We start from the raw sequence: 19,405 nt of genomic DNA on the forward strand, positions 1-19,405 counted from the left end.
GAATCGGAGCTGTGTATTGTCCAGTCAAAAACTAACAAAATATAAAAATACAAAAGCCCGATTCGAAAGAGTCGGGCTTTTTTCATTTAAACGCTCAGACGTATGAAACCACACAAACAAATCAAAGATTGGGGACTAGGATTGACCACCCCACTGATCATTGCAGGCCCTTGCTCTGCCGAAAGTCCAGAACAAATCGAAAAAATCTGCCTGGAAATGAAAGCAGAGAATGCTGTACCACAACTTTTCAGGGCTGGTATTTGGAAGCCGCGTACGCGTCCAGGTTCTTTTGAAGGAATCGGAGAAGAAGGCCTGAAGTGGATGGAAATCGTCAGACATCACTTGAATATCCCAATTACCGTAGAGGTAGGAAATGCAGCTCATGCAGAACTTGCTCTTAAGCATGGAGTAGATGTGGTTTGGATTGGTGCCCGGACGACTGTCAATCCTTTTGCTGTCCAGGAAATTGCTGAAGCTCTCAGAGGATCTGATGTGCCAGTGATGGTGAAAAACCCCATGAACCCTGATTTGGACCTTTGGATAGGTGCATTAGAAAGAATGTATGCAGTTGGTTTGGACAAACTAGCAGCAATCCACCGTGGATTTTCAGATGCTTATGACAAAAGATTCAGAAATAAGCCAAACTGGTCCATGCCTATTCACTTGAAGCGAGTTTGGACAGGAATGGAAGTTATCAATGACCCTTCTCATATCGTAGGAAAAAGAGACGGAATCCTAGATATTTCTCAACGAGCTATGAACTTTGGTTTGGATGGACTCATGATAGAGACTCATCACGATCCAGATAATGCCTGGTCTGATGCCAAGCAGCAAGTGACTCCAAAAGCTTTGCGCGAGATACTCAACTCGATTGATTTCAAGGAGCCGCTCGAAAATATGAAGCCAGATGAGCGATTGGAAGATCTTCGCCGTGCAGTTGACCACTTGGATGATCAACTTTTGGATGTACTCCAGGAGCGTTTTGCAGTGATCGATCAGATTGGAGAGCACAAGAGACAACATCACCTGACGGTATTCCAATCAGGAAGATGGAAAGAAGTCATGGAAAGCCGTACTCAAAAAGGTGTGAAGAAAAACCTCAGTGAGAAATTCATGAAAGAGTTACTTTATTCGATTCATGAAGAATCAGTAAAGCGTCAAGAAAAACAACTCCGGGAAGCCGACGCAGTAAAAAAAGCATAAAAGGAAATTCTGGAAAAAGGAATAGAATAGTTATTCCTTTTTCTGCTTTCAGCTAACTTTATACAAAATTCAGGTTTGTGAATCCAGTCCATATTACTCTAAATATAGCTTTTGAATTACGAAGTAGGTTAGCCAATCTTTCTCACTCGTCCATATTCCTCCTAAGTGATGAAAACACTGAAAAAATGTGTTTTCCCGCCATTGCTGAGGTTTTGGGTGATGATTTCTATCACTTCACAGTACCTCAAGGGGAGAAGCATAAAACCCTTGAAACCTGCTCTTTGATCTGGAAGGAGATGACTGCAGCCGGTCTAGACCGAAAAGCCATCATGATCAACTTGGGCGGTGGAGTGATTGGTGATATGGGTGGTTTCTGTGCTAGTATCTACAAAAGAGGCATTCGTTTCATCACTATCCCTACCACCCTACTATCTCAAGTCGACGCAAGCGTAGGTGGTAAGCTTGGGGTGGATTTCCAGGGTTTGAAAAACCACCTCGGGGTGTTCAATGAACCCGAAATGGTCTTGATTGCACCTGAATTTCTTAAATCTCTTCCCGAAAGAGAACTTAGATCGGGCTTCGCTGAAGTCATAAAGCATGGACTGATTCAAGACAAATCCTATTTTGAAAAGCTTGATTTTGAAAAATGGGAGAAAAATGATTGGAAAGCACTCATTGAGCATTCGATTCAAATCAAAAAATACGTGGTCCACACAGATCCAAAGGAGAGTGGTTTTAGAAAAATCCTAAACTTCGGGCACACCATAGGCCATGCAATGGAAACTTTCTACCTCGATTCGGAAAAGCATTTGCTTCATGGTGAAGCCATTGCAGCAGGAATGATCTGCGAGGCTTGGCTATCCCAACAGAAATGTGGCTTGAATCAGAGCGAACTTGACACTATCGTAAAGACCATTCTACAAGTCTATGGCAAGACAGAAATCCTGGATAATGAGCTGGAATCAATTGTCAATCTCTGTCTGCAGGACAAAAAAAATGAAGGAAAAACCATTCTTTTCTCCCTTCTTGACCAAATAGGTAAGTGCCAGTACAATATTCCTGCAAGCCAGAAGGAGATTGCTGAGGCCCTTTCTTTTTATCAATCTCTATAACGAAAATCCCCCAATGGAAATACTCGAACTTGGGCAAAAAGCCCGCTTCGAAGCAAAGGAAATTCCCCTTCCTTCCTCAAAAAGTGAATCAAACAGAGTCTTAATTATTGACGCTTTGACCGAAGGTCAAAATCAAATTCATAATCTCGCAGAAGCCAGGGATACCCAGACTATGATCCGCCTTCTTCAGACCAATCCACCGATTTTCGATGTTTTGGATGCAGGTACCACTATGAGATTCTTAACCGCTTTCGCCGCAGCGACCAACCAGAATAAAGTCATGACCGGAACTCCCAGAATGTGTCAGCGACCCATCGGTATTTTGGTTGAGGCTCTGCGAAGCATTGGTGCTGAAATCCATTATATGAATGAAGAGGGCTTTCCACCTCTCGCAATTCATGGCATGAAAGAACAAAGCCAGAATAGGGTAAAAATCCGGGGGGATGTTTCCAGTCAGTATATCTCAGCCATGCTGATGATAGCTCCCACTTTACCTTTGGGTTTGGAAATCGAATTGGAAGGAAAAGTTGGAAGTCGCACCTACATAGAAATGACACTTCAGCTGATGGAGAAATTCGGAGTATCGCACTCTTGGGAAGACAATTTGATCAGCGTAAAGCCTCAAAAATACCAATCCAGTACCTTTTCAGTGGAAAGCGACTGGTCAGGAGCGAGCTATTGGTTTAGTCTTTTGGCTTGTGCTGATGAAGGCACTTTTTTCCTCAAAGGACTAAAAGAAGATAGCCTGCAGGGTGATTCCGAAATCGTAAGGATTATGGAGAATTTTGGCATCAAAAGCACATTCAAAGAAGGCGGTCTTTTAATTGAAAAACAGCAAGTTAAAGGCATTTCTCATATTGATTTTACCCATTGTCCGGACCTAGCCCAAACGGTAGCGGTTACCTGTGCAATCATTGGTCAGAAGGTGAAATTTACTGGACTCGAAAGTCTCCGAATCAAAGAAACAGATCGCATTTTTGCTTTGCAGCAAGAGCTGGCAAAATTCAATGCTGAACTTAAGGAAGTAGAGCCGGATATTTTCGAAGTGATTCCATCCGTCACGATGCCAAGCGAAGTTCAGATTCACACCTATGATGACCACCGAATGGCCATGGCATTCATGCCGCTTTTGACCAAAACCAAGGTCAAAATGGAGGATCCATCCGTGGTCAATAAGTCCTACCCAAGCTTCTGGGATCACTGCGAGTCTTTGGGTATTCAAATACATAAGTCATGAAGCAAATGATTGCTATCCAGGGAATTCCGGGTTCTTTTCACCACCAAGTGGCGATTCAAGAGTATGGCAGAGAAGCTGAGATTTTAACCTTTTCAACCTTTGAGGAAGTAGCTAAAGCTGTATTCAAAGAAGAAGCTACGGTGGGTGTCATGGCTATTGAAAACTCAATTGCCGGAGCCATTCTGCCAAACTACGACCTCATAGACCGCTATGGACTGAAAATTATTGGAGAATACTACCTCTCAATTTCTCATCAATTCATGGTCTTGCCAGGTCAAAAAATAGAGGATATCCATGAGGTTCGTTCTCATCCCATGGCTTTGCTCCAATGCAAAGCTTTTCTCAACCATTATCCTAAAATCAAACGTATCGACGACATCGATACAGCTACAGTGGCGAAGCGTATTTCAGAGCAAAAGCTAAAGGGAGTAGCAGCCATAGCCAGCGAAATAGCAGCAGAAATCTACAATTTGGAGATTTTGGTGAGTGATATCCAATCGGTCAAGAGCAATTTTACCCGGTTCATTTTTCTTGGAAAAACTGCTCAACCCAAGGATCAAACGCCCAATAAGGCATCCATTAAAATCACCATTCAAAATAAGGCCGGTAGTTTGGCCAGGTTGCTCACACATTTCAGCAATTTACACTTAGATTTGAGTAAGATTCAATCGATTCCTGTCATCGAAAAGCCTTGGGAATATGCTTTTTTTATTGATTTGGTTTTTGACAATTACCATGACTACCACGAGGCCATGCGGGTAGCGAAAGCAGAATTTGGAGAGTTGAAAATATTGGGGGAATACCATAACCGAAAAGCATGAAGGGATTTGCAAAGCGCACGGAAGAGGCTAAAGAATACTACTTTTCGGCAAAATTACGAGAGGTCAATCAGCTTATAGCTTCGGGAAAACCGATCATTAATTTGGGAATCGGAAGCCCAGATCTTTCTCCGCCAGCTTCGGTGATTCAAGCTTTACAAAACACAGCCAGTCATCGCAATTCCCACGGATATCAATCTTATCAGGGAATCCCAGAGTTGAGAGTTGCAATGGCTGAATACTATGAAAGGGAATTTGGAGTTTCCCTAAATCCAGATCAACAAATTCTTCCTCTCATGGGCTCCAAAGAAGGCATTATGCATGTCAGCATGGCTTTTCTGAACCCCGGTGATGAAGTTTTGATTCCAAATCCTGGGTACCCTACTTATCGATCCGTAACCGAATTACTTGACTGCAAGGCAATCAGCTATCCCCTACTATCTGATGGCTCTCCGGATTTTGATCTTTTGGAAAAGCAGGACTTAAGCAAAGTGAAGATTCTTTGGGTGAATTATCCGCACATGCCTACAGGACATAGAGGCAGCAAGGCACTCTTTCAGAAACTTGTGGACTTTGCCAAAAAACATGATCTCATTTTGATCAATGATAATCCCTACAGTCATATTCTGAATCCGGAACCCATCAGCATCTTTTCAATTGAAGGTGCGGAAGAAGTTGCCTTAGAATTAAATTCACTGAGCAAAGCTTTCAATATTCCTGGATGGCGTGTAGGAATGGTACTAGGTCAGGAAAATTGGATCAAAGCAATCACCCGAATCAAGTCCAATATGGATTCGGGGATGTTTTTAGGAATTCAACGCGGGGCTGTTGAGGCATTGAGGCTAGGCAAAAATTGGTTTGCAGATATCAATGAGGAATATGAAAAACGAAGAAAATTAGTCTGGGACTTGGCAACGCTTCTCGATTTGGATTTCTCCAAAGATCGTTCAGGTCTTTTCGTTTGGGGAAAATTACCGGTCGACAAATCAGCTCAAGAGCTTGTAGATTGGCTTTTGTATGAAAAAAACATATTCATCACCCCTGGGGAGATTTTCGGAGAAGAAGGTGAAAATCACGTTCGAATTTCCCTTTGCCTACCTGAATTCAAAATATTGGAAGCTATTAAACGATTAAAAAATTAAAGATTTATGAACAAGATTCACATTATCGGATTGGGCCTTTTGGGAGGTTCTTTTGGCCTAGCTGCCCGTCGAAAGTTCCCTGAATTGACTATTACTGGATTCGATATTTCCGAGAAAAACCTCAAAGATGCCGAGGTTTTGGGAATCATTACCGAAGCAAAAGAAAACCCAGATTCTGATACGGATATTATTCTTTTAGCTACTCCTGCCGATAGCTTAGGAGATATTCTGGAAAAAACACTGAATGAAATCGGTGAGAATACGCTTGTAATCGATTTAGGATCCACCAAAAGTAATCTTTGCGCTCTCGCAGGAAAGCATTCGAAGCGGAAGCAATACCTTGCTGGCCACCCTATAGCAGGTACTGAGTACAGTGGACCAAAAGCAGCTTTTGCAGAATTGTTAGACGGAAAAGTCATGATTCTTTGTGAAATGGACAAAACCGATCTTCATCTAAAAGAAAAAGCCTACCAGCTTTTTGAGGCCTTGAATATGAAATTACGCTTCATGGATCCGGAAGAGCATGATCGTCATTTGGCGTTTGTCTCTCACCTGTCCCATTTGAGTTCCTTTATGCTTGGAAAGACTGTCCTTCAGAAAATGGAAGATGATCGGAATATCTTTGACATGGCGGGTTCTGGCTTTGCTTCGACTGTTCGATTGGCAAAATCCAGCCCATCCATGTGGGCTCCAATCTTGACAGAAAATAAGGAGAATATCCTCCAAGCACTTGATGGCTACATCTCCAATCTCTCCAGTATCCGTGATTTGATTGCAAATAATGATGGTGAAAAAATCCAACAAGAACTATCAGATATCAATAAAATTCGAGACATCTTGGACTTGGGTCGAGGATAAGGAAAAATAGGCTTTAAAAACTGATTTTCAATTATTTATTCAATTTTTGAATAATCAATTATGGATATCCGCTTTCTTACCAGAATTGACAAAAAGTCGGCTTATTGTCTACTGAAAGGATCAGAATCCGGAAGCTTCGGTCTTCGGCCTTCGTTCTTTCAACCAGTCAAGCAAAGTAAATAAGGCAACTGGCATGATTGCGGATAATCATATAATCAATTCTCTACCGAAAACAAAAACCTATGAAAACCGCTCTATTCGTCCTTCTCTTATTTTCTTTTGGCTATGTTACGCCTGCTCAAGAGACCTGGAAAGATATCCAAGCCAAAGGAGATGCGATGAAACGACATGAAAACTCCTTTGTGGAATGCAATGGTAAATTTTATGCTTTAGGAGGCCGCGGTGATCGATCAGTGGATGAGTTTGATCCTAATACCTCCACTTGGAGCCAAATAGCAGATGCCCCTATGGAAATAAGCCATTTTCAGGCAGTAAGCTTTGAAGATGAAATCTGGATTTTGGGAGCCATGACTGGGAATTATCCCCACGAACCACCCATTACTCATGCTTGGATTTTCAATCCTGAAACGAAAAGTTGGAGAAAAGGCCCCAAATTACCCGAAGGACGTGCTAGAGGCTCAGCAGGGGTAGCGGTCAGAGAAGGGAAAATCTATTTAGTCGGCGGCATACAAGATGGACACTACGAGGGGTTTGTTCCTTGGTTTGATGTCTTGGATCCCAAGAAGGGTACTTGGGAAAAACTTCCCGATGCTCCGCGAGCCCGTGACCACGTCAGTGCAGCGATAGTAGGAAATAGATTATATCTTGCAGGAGGTCGAACATCCCATGCAGCTGTAGGCAAGGTTTTGGAAACCACCATCGAAGAAATCGATTACTTTGATTTTGAAACTGGAAAATGGGAGACCATTGATACCACCCTCCCTACTCCAAGAGCTGGAAATTCCAATTTGGGAATTGGCCCCTACTTGGTCATTTTGAATGGAGAAAGTGCTGCGCAGGAATCAGCCCACGCAGAAGTTGAAGTCTTGGATACTAGAAATCATACTTGGAAACTTCTCCCAAAATTGAATCAAGGTAGGCATGGCACAGGAGTGGTATTTTGGGAAGGAAAAATCTATGTAGCTGCGGGATCCGCCAATCGTGGCGGAGGCCCAGAACTCAATACTATCGAAATGATCGACTGGGAAAAAGCAATAAAGGAATCAAATCAACCCTGAATAAGGTTTTACATGTCATTATTCCAAAAACTCGAACAAGTAGAACGATTGCCGGGAACAATTTCGTGACTAATGCAATTTTCTAAGCAATAAAATAATCAAAATGAAAACACTCAAATTCAAAACCAATATCAACTGTAATAACTGCCTCTCCAAAGTAAGCCCAAAGCTTAATGAGGAAACAAAAATCGAATCCTGGGAGGTAGATTTAAATAGCGATGACCGCATCCTCACTGTCAATTCCGAAAGTATTACCAATGAGGAAGTTTTCAAAACTGTGCTGAAGGCAGGTTTTATTGCCAAACCTCTTGAATCTTAAGGTTTTGAGAATATCCATTCAATTTTTTAAAAACCCTATTTCAAAAAAAGTCGTATTTTTGAATTCTTGAAAAGAATTGTATCCATAGCGCTTTCTCTTGTAGTACTTTTTTCCACCATTGGAGTGGCGAAGACTACTCACCTATGCATGGGGCATGCGGTAGAAAGTGAAATCGGTATTTCTCCGAAACATCTGGATTGTGGTATGAATATGCCGAAATCATCTGAGGAGTCTTCCTCTGAAGACCCTGAAACTTGTTGCGAAAACGTAATCGAAAAGCTTCAGGTTGAAGATGATTTTTCAATTCAAAAAGCAGACTTAAAATTTGAAATTAATTTTTTGGCCGCTCTCATACCTGTATTCCTATTAGGTCTAGACTTTTTTGAGGCTCCTTTGTCAGCTGTTGTTTATTTTGATAGTCCGCCCTTACCCACTTCCCTACACATCCTACACCAAGTTTTCTTAATCTAAAATTCATTCCTCCAGCATTTTGCTGTTCTCACAAAACCGCCGTTTTGTACACCTTTTTCTTTTTTCCAAAGGAATGAATCATGCTAAACAAAATCATCAAGTATTTTCTTGAAAATAAAATAGTTACGTTTATTTTCCTGATCATTATAATCGCCTGGGGACTCGTTGTGGCCCCTTTCAATTGGAATATCAATTTCCTTCCTCAAGACCCCGTACCTGTGGATGCGATTCCAGATATTGGGGAAAACCAACAAATCGTATTTACCGAATGGATGGGTCGATCACCGCAGGATGTGGAAGATCAAATCACCTATCCACTCACCACTTCCCTGTTAGGATTGCCTGGGGTAAAAAGTGTTCGATCTAGCTCAGCATTCGGCATTTCGAGTATTTATATCATTTTTGAGGAGGATATCGAATTTTACTGGAGTAGGTCGAGAGTCCTCGAAAAACTAAATGCCCTCCCTGCAGGGCTTCTTCCTGAGGGTGTTCAGCCGAAACTGGGTCCAGATGCCACTGCCCTAGGGCAGGTCTTTTGGTACACACTGGAAGGTAGGGATGAAAATGGTAATCCAGCGGGCGGTTGGGACCTACATGAATTACGAAGCATACAGGATTATTTTATTCGCTATTCGCTTTCTGCGGTTTCTGGAGTAGCGGAAGTAGCATCAGTGGGAGGCTATATCAAAGAATACCAAATAGATATTGATCCTACAGCGCTGAAAGCCTATCAGGTAAGCTTGTTCGATGTGATGAATGCAGTCCGGCAATCCAATATCGATGTATCTGCAAATACCATCGAGGTAAATCGGGTAGATTATTTTATCAGAGGACTAGGCTATGTGGAAGAACTGAGCGATCTCGACCAAGCTGTCGTCAAAACCACAAACAATACCCCCATCCGCATTCGAGACGTGGCCAAAGTCAATATTGGTCCCCAACCAAGAAATATGGGAGGGATTTTGGACAAATCAGGGTCTGAAGCAGTTGGAGGTGTGGTCATTGCCCGTTATGGGGAGAATCCTTTGGCAGTCATCGAATCAGTAAAAGCTGAAATCGACAAACTCTCAGATGGCCTTCCCTCCAAAACGCTTGCTGATGGTGGACTTTCTAAGGTCACCATCGTCCCTTTTTACGATCGGTCAGGATTGATCTATGAAACACTCGGTACGCTTTCAGAAGCAATTTCCCTTCAAATATTGATCACCATCATCGTGGTCGTGGTGATGGTATATAATTTACGGGCCTCGCTATTAATTTCCGCACTTCTCCCCTTGGCAGTGCTAATGTGCTTTATCATGATGAAGTACACAGGCGTTGACGCCAACATTGTGGCTCTTTCAGGCATTGCCATAGCCATAGGCACCATGGTTGATTTGGGGATTATCCTCAGTGAAAACATTCTTCAAAAACTTGATCAAGCCCCTGAGGGTGAGTTTAAGCTTAAAACGATTTTCACAGCTACTACTGAAGTTTCTTCAGCAATTATTACAGCGGTCAGTACCACTATCATCAGTTTTCTTCCAGTTTTCACTCTTCAAGCAGCTGAGGGAAAATTGTTTGGACCTCTAGCCTACACCAAAACCTTTGCATTGGTTGCAGCCTTGATTTTCACTTTGCTGATTATGCCTGCCTTAGCGCATTGGGTATTTGGCAAGAATGCACTCAGCAAAAGGTGGAAGCTTTTTGGAAATGGTTTATTGATCATTTTGGGATTAAGTGTTTTGATTTGGGTATGGGCTTGGGCTGGCTGGGTTTTATTGGCCTTTGGAATAGCCAATTTACTCTTGTACTATTTCCCAAAACAACTAGAAACAAAGCGGGATTGGATTCTGATAGGCATTACAGTCCTAGCTGTTTCCTGGTTACTGACTACTTACTGGATGCCGCTGGGTGTAGGGCTTAGCTCCTTTGCTAATTTCACTTTTATTGGAGTTCTACTAATCCTTGTCTTAGGTGGATTTAGGCTGTTTATCCAGATCTATCCAAAAATTCTAAGCTGGTGTCTTTCGCACAAAAAGCAGTTTTTGATCTTTCCTGCAATTATCATCCTATTAGGTGCCAGTATTTGGTTGGGCTTTGGTCAAGTATTCGGTTTCATCCCGCGAACGTTTGACGCACTTGGCTGGAATATTCGCACGACTAATGTATGGAGTTCAATGGATCATACTTTTCCAGGTTTAGGTGAAGAGTTTATGCCAGCATTAGACGAGGGATCGTTTTTACTCATGCCTACGTCCATGCCTCATGCTGGAGTTGAAGAAAACCTCGAAACCCTTCAGAAACTCGATATGCTAGTGACAGCTATCCCAGAAGTGGATTTGGTGGTGGGAAAGGCCGGTAGAGCAGAAACTGCCATTGATCCTGCTCCCTTATCCATGTTTGAGAACGTCATCAATTACAAAAGCGAATACTTAATTGATGAAAACGGATACAGACAAAGATTCCAGACGAATGAAAAAGGGCACTTTGTTTTGGAAAATGGTCTTAGCTATGATCCAGACTCCAATGAACCTTCTAGCATAGATTCCAAGCTATTGATACCTGATCCAAGCGGAAAGTATTTTAGGCAGTGGAGAAAGGAAATCAAGAGTCCAGATGATATTTGGAATGAAATAGTACGGGTCACCAAACTACCAGGCGTCACATCAGCCCCAAAACTTCAACCTATTGAAACCCGGCTTGTGATGCTTCAAACCGGGATGCGTGCTCCAATCGGAATCAAGGTATATGGACCTGATTTAGAAACTATTGAATCATTTGGTCTAAAGTTAGAAAACTACCTGAAAGAGGTTCCTTCTATAAAGCCAGAGTCAGTCTTCGCAGACCGAATTGTGGGAAAACCTTACCTCGAAATTGATATAAACAGAAAGGAGATTGCCCGATATGGAATGAATGTAGCCGATGTGCAAGAATTCATCGAATCAGCCATTGGAGGTAAAATCTTAAGCACGACAGTGGAAGGTAGAGAGCGTTATCCGATTCGGGTCCGCTATGCTCGTGAGTACCGCGACAATCCTGAGGCTTTACATGAAGTATTAATTCCCACTCCATCAGGAAGTTTCATACCCCTTGAGCAATTAGCTGAAATCACTTTCCGAAAAGGACCCGATATGATCCGAGGTGAAAATAGCTTTCTCGTTGGCTATGTACTGCTAGATAAAAAAACCGGGTTTGCGGAAGTAAATGTGGTAGAAGACGCTCAAAAATATTTGAAGCAAAAGATTGAATCGGGAGAATTGGTAGTTCCGTCCGGAGTTCGATTCGAATTCTCCGGAAATTATGAAAATCAGGTTCGGGCTGAAAAACGACTTTCTATCGTAGTTCCACTTTCGCTCATCTTAATCTTTTTGATTCTCTATTTCCAGTTTAGGAGAGCTTCCACTGCTTTGATGGTCTTCTCCGGCGTAGCAATGGCCTTCTCAGGTGGATTCTTGATGATTTGGTTATTTGGTCAAAATTGGTTCTTGGACCTAAATCTTGGCGATATCAATCTAAGAGATCTATTTCAGATGAAAAGCTACAATCTTTCTGTAGCCGTTTGGGTAGGTTTTATTGCCCTATTTGGAATAGCTACAGATGATGGGGTTGTCATGGCAACCTATCTGAAACAGAGTTTTGCAAGCAACCAACCCAAAGACATCAATCAGATAAGGGCTGCAGTCATCGAAGCAGGACAACGAAGAGTGCTCCCTTGCCTGATGACTACTGCAACCACTCTTTTGGCATTGATACCCATCTTCACCTCGACGGGTAAAGGCTCGGATATCATGGTGCCAATGGCCATCCCAGCCCTAGGCGGGATGATCTTAGAGCTTACGACAGTTTTTATTGTACCGACGCTGTATTGCTTATGGGCTGAAAGAAAAATAAAACAAAACAACACGGCTTTTTTCCATGAATCAAATAATTGAAATTATGAAGAATTGGACTAAAAAGAACTTGGACTTTGGAGTTTGGAGAATCCCAAACCCAAAACTCACCCTATTGCTGACTATTTTACTTGCAGTAGTCGGCAATAAGACCATGGCACAAGGCCTGGATGATTATTTAACTCATGCTACAGAAAACAGTCCGCTGTTAAAGGCTAGTTATTCTCAATACTTGGCCAGTAAAGAACGGATCGATCAGCCAGGATTACCAGATCCCGAATTGCAAGTCGGTGTATTTCTTCAGCCTATGGAGCGCTTTATGGGGACGCAGTTAGCAGATTATCGACTCATGCAGTCCTTTCCATGGTTTGGTACTATCAAGGCTCAAAAAAGTGAGGCGGATTTTTCTTCTCAAGCCCAATATCAACTTTTCATGGAAGTTAGAAATGAATTGTTTTTCCAGATAAAGTATACATGGTTTGACTTACATCGCATTCAAGGAGAGATAGATATCACCAAAGAAATTCTCACCTACTTCCATAAATTAGAAGAACTTGCATTGACTGATTTTAAAGCTAGTACTGGTTCAAGACCTAGCCAAACCAGTAAGAATCCCTCAAATTCCAATGGAGAAATAACACAGGAAAAAATGAGCGAGATTAATTCAAGCTCAGGAGGCACAAATGGAATGGCTGAAGTAATCCAAATAAGACTTGAAATCAAGGAGTTGGAAAATCAATTGGCACTGTTGACCTCTAATCAGAATTCTCTCTTCATCAAGTTCAATCAATTGATAAATCGGGATATTCAAGATAAAATTGAATTGAACGAAAAGCTCCAACCACCCTTACTTGAGCTCGATAAATATAGTTTATTGGATAGCATCAAAGAAAAGAATCCGATGATAACCAAATACGAGAATGATGCTTTAGCATACGAACAAAGGGCTAAAATAGCCAAGCTCGAAGGTAACCCTAAGATTGGTCTGGGTATCAACTATTCTCCCTTCCTTCCCCGTGAAAATGATGGTATTGATCATTCAGATCATTCCATGGATATGTTGATGCCCATGGTGACTCTTTCATTACCCATTTTCAGAAATAAGACTGAAGGAAAAATCAATGAGGCTAAATACTTACAAGAGGTAGCTACCCAAAACCAACTTCAAACAGAAAACCTTTTAGCCATACAATGGGCTGAAGCTTTTCAAAACTGGGAAGACGCTACTAGAAGTCTTGAATTATATGACCAGCAAATCGAGTTGGGTCAACAACAAATAAATTTACTTACGACCTCTTTCAGCAATGGCTCGGTGCCGTTTTCCTCTGTTCTGAAATCACAGCTGAAAATCTTGAATTATCAGATAAAGCGGATTGAGGCCATTACCCTACAATATCAGAGCTTGTCCTTATTGGAAAAACTATCTGGAATTAACTTAATCAATACCTAATCTCCCTGTTATGAATAAGCTATTAAATAATAAAATAATATTGGTGCTAGCCACGCTAACATTAGGTGCTTTCATAGGTTGGTGGATTAAACCGACTGAATCAGGTTCTGTTGAAAATCATGATCATGCGCATGAGTTGGAATCAATTAGCCTATGGACCTGCTCCATGCACCCGCAAGTCCAACTTTCAGAACCAGGCGATTGCCCTATTTGCGGCATGGACCTGATTCCCGCTAATTCTGAAGGAAATGAGGACAATGAGTCACCGGTACTGAAAATGACCGAATCATCTATGGCATTAGCACAGATTCAAACCATCCAAGTGGGATCAACCGCAGGAGAGAGCAAATTAGAGTTGACGGGCAAAATTCAAGCTGACGAAAGGGAATCTGCTTCTATCACTGCAAAATTCCCCGGGCGAATCGAAAGACTCTATGTAAGCTTTACTGGGGAAAAGGTAGTCAAAGGTCAAAAACTAGCTTCAATTTATTCTCCAGAGCTACTTTCCGCTCAACAGGAGCTTCTCGAAGCATCAAAAATCAAAAGTGATTTTCCGGAGATTTATCAGGCTGCTAAGCAAAAGCTTCGTCTTTGGAAACTGTCAGAAGAGCAAATTTCATCCATTGAAGTAGCAGGAAAAATACAAGAACAATTCGATGTTTTTGCGGAGCATGGGGGCATCGTGATGGGTCGAAATGTTGCTGTAGGAGACTATGTCACTACAGGACAAGCCTTGTTTCAAATTGTGAATTTGGATAAGGTATGGGTAATTCTAGATGCTTATGAAAGTGATCTTGATCAAATCCAAGTGGGGACCCCGATTCAATTTACTGTCGCAGGGATTCCTAATAAGAAGTTTAGCAGTAAGGTTAGCTTTGTGGATCCCGTGATCAACCCTGAAACACGCGTTGCAGCTGTACGCGCAGAGCTTCCAAATGACCAGGGTAAACTTCTTCCAGAGATGTTTGTAAAGGCGGAAATTTCAAAGAATAGAAATAGTCAGACGACTATATTGGTTCCTCGTACCGCTGTACTTTGGTCAGGAAAAAGATCCGTAGTATATATCAAGGTTCCGAATCAAAGTCCTGCGGGTTTTGAAATGCGGGAAGTAGAAATCGGAGCACTTCAAGGTGATAATTATACTGTTCTTTCAGGATTGGAAGATGGTGAGGAGATAGTAGTAAATGGTGCTTTCACAATTGATGCAGCCTCGCAGCTAGCTGGAAAACCAAGCTTGATGAATCAAACTTCATCGAATCAAGTTGACGTTTCGGAGAACTTTTCTAAAGGTTTTAATCAATTGGCTGATTATTATTTTGAGCTCAAAAATCAACTGGCATCCGATCAGTGGAAGGTCAATACCAAAATATGGGCAGGAATTCGTAATTCGTTGAAATTGATGGAAAATGAGGGGAAAACCACGATTCAACCTTCGGTATGGCTTGGGGTTTTAAGTGATCTTGAAAAAAGTAAAGGGATCAAAGAAGCAAGGGTTAATTTCAATAGTCTTTCTGAATTAATCCTAGAGGCCAACGAAACCTATGGATTGGCTAATCGGGTAGTCTATAAAGACTATTGCCCAATGGCTTTTGGTGATGAAGGAGCCTATTGGCTAAGTGAGAAAAAAGAAATTTTAAACCCTTATTTTGGAGCCTCTATGCTAACTTGCGGCGAGGTAAAAGAAACTTACCGAAATTAAACTTCCCCTTTCCAATTCAAATCGTTGATGAGAAAAACACTTCTATTAATCGGTTTTCTATTTTTCTCCATATACAGCTTTGGGCAGTCAAAGGTCCTTTCAGTTTTGCCCGAATCTTCTATCCGAGGAGTTCAGGTATTTGGAAAACCTGTAGACAATCAAACCCGCTGCATTCACTGGCATTCGGATTTAGATATCATTGCCATCAAATTTAAGTGTTGCGATAAATACTACCCATGCTTCAGTTGTCATGAAGAAGAGGCTGACCATGACCATCAAGTTTGGCCAAAAAGTGAGTATGATCAAAAAGCCATTCTCTGCGGAGTTTGCGGGACAGAATTAAGCATCAACGACTATATGTCCTCCAACAATTCCTGTCCAAAATGTCAATCAGCATTCAACCCAGGATGCAGCAAGCATTATCATCTTTACTTTGATGAGGAAAAGAAGGAAATCGACTGATTACTCTGAATAGTGAGAAGCGTAATAATCCTGATAGGCACCTGAAGTGACATGATCCAACCAGTCTTGATTGGCCAAATACCAATCAATCGTTATTTCGATACCCTCTTCAAATTGTAAGCTTGGCTCCCATCCCAACTCTTTTTGGATTTTAGTAGCATCAATCGCATAGCGAAGGTCATGCCCAGCACGATCTTTTACAAATGTGATTAGCTTTTCTGAAGTACCGCTCGGACGACCCAGCTTTTCATCCATTTTTTGACAAAGCAATCGGACGATATCAATGTTTTTCCACTCGTTAAACCCACCGATATTATAGGTCTCCCCCGCCTTTCCTTTATGGAAAACAGTATCAATTGCCCGTGCATGATCCTTGACAAAAAGCCAATCCCGAACATTCTCTCCTTTTCCATAAACTGGCAAAGGTTTCATGTTTTTAATGTTGTTTATACACAACGGAATTAACTTCTCTGGAAAATGATTGGGGCCGTAGTTGTTTGAGCAGTTGGAAATGACCGTCCGCATTTTATAGGTATTTGCATAAGCCCTCACAAAGTGATCAGAAGCAGCTTTAGAGGCAGAATAAGGAGATTGAGGGTCATAAGCGGTCGTTTCCAAGAAAAAACCTCCGTCATGCAAAGATCCATAGACCTCATCAGTAGATACATGATAGAAAAGATGTTCATCCAACTTTTCAGCCCATGCTTTTTTTGCAGCATTCAGCAAGTTAACCGTTCCAAAAACATTGGTCTTCACGAATGCCAAAGGATCTGAGATCGAGCGATCCACGTGCGACTCTGCTGCCAGGTGAATGACATCCGTAATATGGTGCGTTTTAAAAACCTCATCGAGCTTTTCTGCATCTTGAATATCTACCTTTACAAAAGTATAATTGGGGGAATTTTCTACTTCCTTCAGGTTTTCAAGGTTACCCGCATAAGTAAGAGCATCCAGATTAATGATTTGATAATCAGGATAATTTTCCACAAAAAGTTTGACAACATGCGAACCGATAAAACCCGCTCCGCCTGTGATTAAAATATTCTTACTCATAAATTCTATTTCTTGTAATAATCTAAATACCAATCTGTAAAGGCTTTCACCCCATCTTCAATTGGAGTATTTGGCTTATATCCAGTATCTCGGATTAAATCTTCCACGTCAGCGTGAGAAGCTGGAACATCTCCAGGTTGAAGAGGGAGTAACTCCATAGTGGCCTTCTTTCCAAGTCCCTTTTCAATGGCATGAATGTAATCCATCAGTAAAACAGGTGAAGAGTTCCCAATATTGTAAACCTTATACGGTGCATTTCCGCTTCCTGGATCTGGGTTTTGGGAGTCAAAATCAGGATTTGGACGGGCAGGCCGATCGGCTACTTTGAGTACACCCTCTACGATATCATCTACATAGGTGAAGTCTCGTTTCATCTTCCCATAGTTGAAAACCTGTATAGGCTTGTCTTCCAAAATGGCTTTGGTAAAAAGGAACAGCGCCATATCCGGCCGTCCCCAAGGCCCATACACTGTAAAAAAGCGCAGTCCAGTTGTAGGAATCCCAAATAGATGACTGTAAGTATGAGCCATCAATTCATTGGATTTTTTTGAAGCAGCGTAAAGCGAAATTGGATGGTCGACTGGATCTGAAGTCGAAAAAGGCATTTTCTCATTCGAGCCATAGACCGAACTAGAAGATGCGTAAACTAAGTGCTTTACCGGGTGAAATCTACAGCATTCGAGGATATTCAAAAATGCGATAATATTACTTTGCACATATACCTCAGGATGCGTCAATGAATATCTAACTCCCGCTTGTGCAGCTAGATGGATTACAACATCAAATTTTTCGCTGCCAAATAAATCCATTAAAGGCTCTTTCTGAGCCAAATCCATTCTGACAAAATTAAAATTTGAAAATTTCTCTGATTCTAACTTTTGGTTGGCTTCGAGCTTATTTTTTTGAATTCCCAAAAAATCCAATCGATCGAATTTCAGATTTATATCGTAGTAATCATTGATTATATCTAAGCCTACAACGGTGTCTCCGCGCTCCACAAGGGCTTTAGAGACATGAAAACCAACAAATCCGGCTGCACCGGTGACTAAATATTTCATTTTAAATTCACTTGCTAATCAAAGGTTGCATTTGGTTGAAGCATTCTTGTAGGTTCAAGATATTTTCTGATTAACCAAATATTCCAAAATCTTAAGTTTAAAGGGCTCTTTCGATCAAATATAAACTATTCCATCTTATCAGCCTCTTGGATTAGGCGCTCATAGTTAGAAAAAATCTCTGCATGGACTTTCCTTCTGTCGTAATTTGCAATCACCTCCTGATATAAAGCATCGGCCATAGCCAACATTCTATCCCGTTTTACATAGGCAAATTCCATCGCCTCTTTCAGAATTTCTATATTTCCTAACGGAAAAATCAAGCCTGTTTTTTGCTGAATGACTAAATCGGTATTACCGATAATATCGGAGCAAATAATAGGAAGTTGCATCGCAGCCGCTTCCAAAAGTACATTCGGAAAGCCTTCCCGATGAGAAGGATGAACCAAAACATCTGCCAAAGCCATATAATGAGCTACATGGTCTGACCAGTCAATCTGCGTAATGCGTGGATGATCATTGATCTGCTGAATGGTGTCAGGACTCAAGGGATTGAGGTCTTGTTCGAAACTACCAAGTAATACCAGTTTGGCACGGTTGACAATCTTTGAACTCAAGAATGCTGACACCAATTCCTCTATACCTTTATCCTTTACCAATCGACCAACTGCCAAGATGATAAAATCATCCTCTCCTGGCATAATTCGCATGGTTGCGGCTACCAAATGATTCTCTTTCAGCACATTCCGATTGTACTTTTCCAAATCAACTCCATTGGAGGAGCCTTTAGCGATTACCCGAAGCTTTTTTGACTCACATAGATTATTCTCCTCCACAAATTTCTTAAGCCCCAAAGAATTGGGCCATACCTCCGAAGCGTTAGAATATGTCCACTTTTCGGCATTTTCCAAAAGGCTTTTTTTGTTGCCAGTGGCAGCCATGGCAGGAATTCCTGCGAGTGTGTGAATTCGAATTTTGACTCCAGCCAGATTAGCTGCAATCATCCCAAGGAGACCTGCTTTCGGAGTATGCGTATGAACGATATCAGGTTGCTCTTTTTTGAAAAGCCTGTAAAGTTTCCAGATACAAGAAAGGTCATCGAAGGGTGTGATTCTACGGGTAAAAGGAATTACCTCATGTCTAACTCCCTCTGCCCTTTCAATATGTGGAATTTCTTTCCCGTCGGCACTTACCATTATCACCTCCCAACCCTTTTCCTTCATGTAGGCCATTTGGCCTTGAAGGAGCAGTTTGAGTGAAAGTGGTACAGTTGTAATCCGAATGAGTTTGGGCATATCCAAAAGTCTGATAAAAATGCAAATGTAAGATAATCGACAAATAAAGCGATCCAAAGTGCCATTCTTATGGCATTCGATCTTAGAGTAACGAATGAAAAAACCTAAAATTTCATTACGT

16 protein-coding genes are annotated in these 19,405 nt (G+C 41.6%); 13 read left to right on the top strand and 3 right to left on the bottom strand.

What is annotated here, in order from left to right:
- The first annotated feature begins 102 nt into the window (after window positions 1–102).
- The 13 genes from OU792_RS03005 to OU792_RS03065 all read left to right on the top strand — a co-directional run bounded on the left by OU792_RS03005 (window position 103) and on the right by OU792_RS03065 (window position 15,881).
- On the top strand, window positions 103–1,203 hold the full coding sequence (locus tag OU792_RS03005; protein WP_274669423.1) for a chorismate mutase: 1,101 nt from the start codon (window positions 103–105) through the stop codon (window positions 1,201–1,203).
- Between the two features lie 77 nt (window positions 1,204–1,280).
- Window positions 1,281–2,315, top strand: coding sequence for a 3-dehydroquinate synthase (gene aroB / locus OU792_RS03010; protein ID WP_342453723.1), 1,035 nt, complete (start codon window positions 1,281–1,283; stop codon window positions 2,313–2,315).
- Window positions 2,316–2,328: 13 nt separating this feature from the next.
- Window positions 2,329–3,552: a 3-phosphoshikimate 1-carboxyvinyltransferase gene (locus OU792_RS03015; RefSeq protein ID WP_274669424.1), complete on the top strand. Its 1,224-nt coding sequence runs from the start codon at window positions 2,329–2,331 to the stop codon at window positions 3,550–3,552.
- The gene (locus OU792_RS03020; protein ID WP_134202042.1) at window positions 3,549–4,373 is read left to right on the top strand and encodes a prephenate dehydratase; all 825 of its coding nucleotides are present in this window, start codon (window positions 3,549–3,551) and stop codon (window positions 4,371–4,373) included. Before OU792_RS03015 ends, OU792_RS03020 begins: the two co-directional genes overlap by 4 nt.
- Window positions 4,370–5,512 (top strand): pyridoxal phosphate-dependent aminotransferase, encoded by a 1,143-nt coding sequence (locus tag OU792_RS03025; RefSeq protein ID WP_274669425.1) that lies wholly within the window; start codon window positions 4,370–4,372, stop codon window positions 5,510–5,512. Before OU792_RS03020 ends, OU792_RS03025 begins: the two co-directional genes overlap by 4 nt.
- A 6-nt stretch (window positions 5,513–5,518) precedes the next feature.
- The gene (locus OU792_RS03030) at window positions 5,519–6,370 is read left to right on the top strand and encodes a prephenate dehydrogenase (RefSeq protein ID WP_274669426.1); all 852 of its coding nucleotides are present in this window, start codon (window positions 5,519–5,521) and stop codon (window positions 6,368–6,370) included.
- A gap of 242 nt (window positions 6,371–6,612) precedes the next feature.
- Entirely contained in the window at window positions 6,613–7,608 is a 996-nt protein-coding gene (locus tag OU792_RS03035; protein ID WP_274669427.1) for a Kelch repeat-containing protein, read from the top strand.
- 103 nt (window positions 7,609–7,711) lie between these two features.
- Window positions 7,712–7,927, top strand: a complete 216-nt coding sequence (locus OU792_RS03040; protein ID WP_222582959.1) for a heavy-metal-associated domain-containing protein — start codon at window positions 7,712–7,714, stop codon at window positions 7,925–7,927.
- Between the two features lie 66 nt (window positions 7,928–7,993).
- On the top strand, window positions 7,994–8,398 hold the full coding sequence (locus OU792_RS03045; protein ID WP_134202038.1) for an HYC_CC_PP family protein: 405 nt from the start codon (window positions 7,994–7,996) through the stop codon (window positions 8,396–8,398).
- 80 nt (window positions 8,399–8,478) lie between these two features.
- Window positions 8,479–12,312 (top strand): efflux RND transporter permease subunit, encoded by a 3,834-nt coding sequence (locus tag OU792_RS03050; protein WP_274669428.1) that lies wholly within the window; start codon window positions 8,479–8,481, stop codon window positions 12,310–12,312.
- A gap of 4 nt (window positions 12,313–12,316) precedes the next feature.
- Complete coding sequence (locus OU792_RS03055) at window positions 12,317–13,720, top strand: TolC family protein (protein ID WP_274669429.1); 1,404 nt, start codon at window positions 12,317–12,319, stop codon at window positions 13,718–13,720.
- Between the two features lie 10 nt (window positions 13,721–13,730).
- Window positions 13,731–15,419, top strand: coding sequence for an efflux RND transporter periplasmic adaptor subunit (locus OU792_RS03060; protein WP_274669430.1), 1,689 nt, complete (start codon window positions 13,731–13,733; stop codon window positions 15,417–15,419).
- A 27-nt stretch (window positions 15,420–15,446) separates the two neighbouring features.
- Complete coding sequence (locus OU792_RS03065; RefSeq protein ID WP_274669431.1) at window positions 15,447–15,881, top strand: CHY zinc finger protein; 435 nt, start codon at window positions 15,447–15,449, stop codon at window positions 15,879–15,881.
- Here OU792_RS03065 and rfbB read toward each other — a convergent pair whose 3' ends face one another.
- The 3 genes from rfbB to OU792_RS03080 form a co-directional block, all read right to left on the bottom strand.
- Window positions 15,882–16,934 (bottom strand): dTDP-glucose 4,6-dehydratase, encoded by a 1,053-nt coding sequence (gene rfbB / locus OU792_RS03070; RefSeq protein WP_274669432.1) that lies wholly within the window; start codon window positions 16,932–16,934, stop codon window positions 15,882–15,884.
- A gap of 5 nt (window positions 16,935–16,939) precedes the next feature.
- On the bottom strand, window positions 16,940–17,992 hold the full coding sequence (locus OU792_RS03075; protein ID WP_274669433.1) for an NAD-dependent epimerase: 1,053 nt from the start codon (window positions 17,990–17,992) through the stop codon (window positions 16,940–16,942).
- A gap of 125 nt (window positions 17,993–18,117) precedes the next feature.
- A complete protein-coding gene (locus OU792_RS03080; RefSeq protein ID WP_026945984.1) occupies window positions 18,118–19,284 on the bottom strand; it encodes a glycosyltransferase family 4 protein in 1,167 nt (388 codons plus the stop codon).
- Window positions 19,285–19,405 lie beyond the last annotated feature (121 nt).

The organism is Algoriphagus sp. NF, from assembly GCF_028823735.1.
Classification (GTDB): domain Bacteria; phylum Bacteroidota; class Bacteroidia; order Cytophagales; family Cyclobacteriaceae; genus Algoriphagus; species Algoriphagus marincola.

Bases quoted from the DNA above. Each gene is read 5' to 3' on its own strand.
- OU792_RS03075 (WP_274669433.1), bottom strand. From the start codon at position 17,992: ATGAAATATTTAGTCACCGGTGCAGCCGGATTTGTTGGTTTTCATGTC.
- rfbB (WP_274669432.1), bottom strand. From the start codon at position 16,934: ATGAGTAAGAATATTTTAATCACAGGCGGAGCGGGTTTTATCGGTTCG.
- OU792_RS03050 (WP_274669428.1), top strand. From the start codon at position 8,479: ATGCTAAACAAAATCATCAAGTATTTTCTTGAAAATAAAATAGTTACG.
- OU792_RS03040 (WP_222582959.1), top strand. From the start codon at position 7,712: ATGAAAACACTCAAATTCAAAACCAATATCAACTGTAATAACTGCCTC.
- OU792_RS03080 (WP_026945984.1), bottom strand. From the start codon at position 19,284: ATGCCCAAACTCATTCGGATTACAACTGTACCACTTTCACTCAAACTG.
- OU792_RS03025 (WP_274669425.1), top strand. From the start codon at position 4,370: ATGAAGGGATTTGCAAAGCGCACGGAAGAGGCTAAAGAATACTACTTT.
- OU792_RS03005 (WP_274669423.1), top strand. From the start codon at position 103: ATGAAACCACACAAACAAATCAAAGATTGGGGACTAGGATTGACCACC.
- OU792_RS03055 (WP_274669429.1), top strand. From the start codon at position 12,317: ATGAAGAATTGGACTAAAAAGAACTTGGACTTTGGAGTTTGGAGAATC.
- OU792_RS03020 (WP_134202042.1), top strand. From the start codon at position 3,549: ATGAAGCAAATGATTGCTATCCAGGGAATTCCGGGTTCTTTTCACCAC.
- OU792_RS03035 (WP_274669427.1), top strand. From the start codon at position 6,613: ATGAAAACCGCTCTATTCGTCCTTCTCTTATTTTCTTTTGGCTATGTT.
- OU792_RS03060 (WP_274669430.1), top strand. From the start codon at position 13,731: ATGAATAAGCTATTAAATAATAAAATAATATTGGTGCTAGCCACGCTA.
- OU792_RS03030 (WP_274669426.1), top strand. From the start codon at position 5,519: ATGAACAAGATTCACATTATCGGATTGGGCCTTTTGGGAGGTTCTTTT.
- OU792_RS03015 (WP_274669424.1), top strand. From the start codon at position 2,329: ATGGAAATACTCGAACTTGGGCAAAAAGCCCGCTTCGAAGCAAAGGAA.
- OU792_RS03065 (WP_274669431.1), top strand. From the start codon at position 15,447: ATGAGAAAAACACTTCTATTAATCGGTTTTCTATTTTTCTCCATATAC.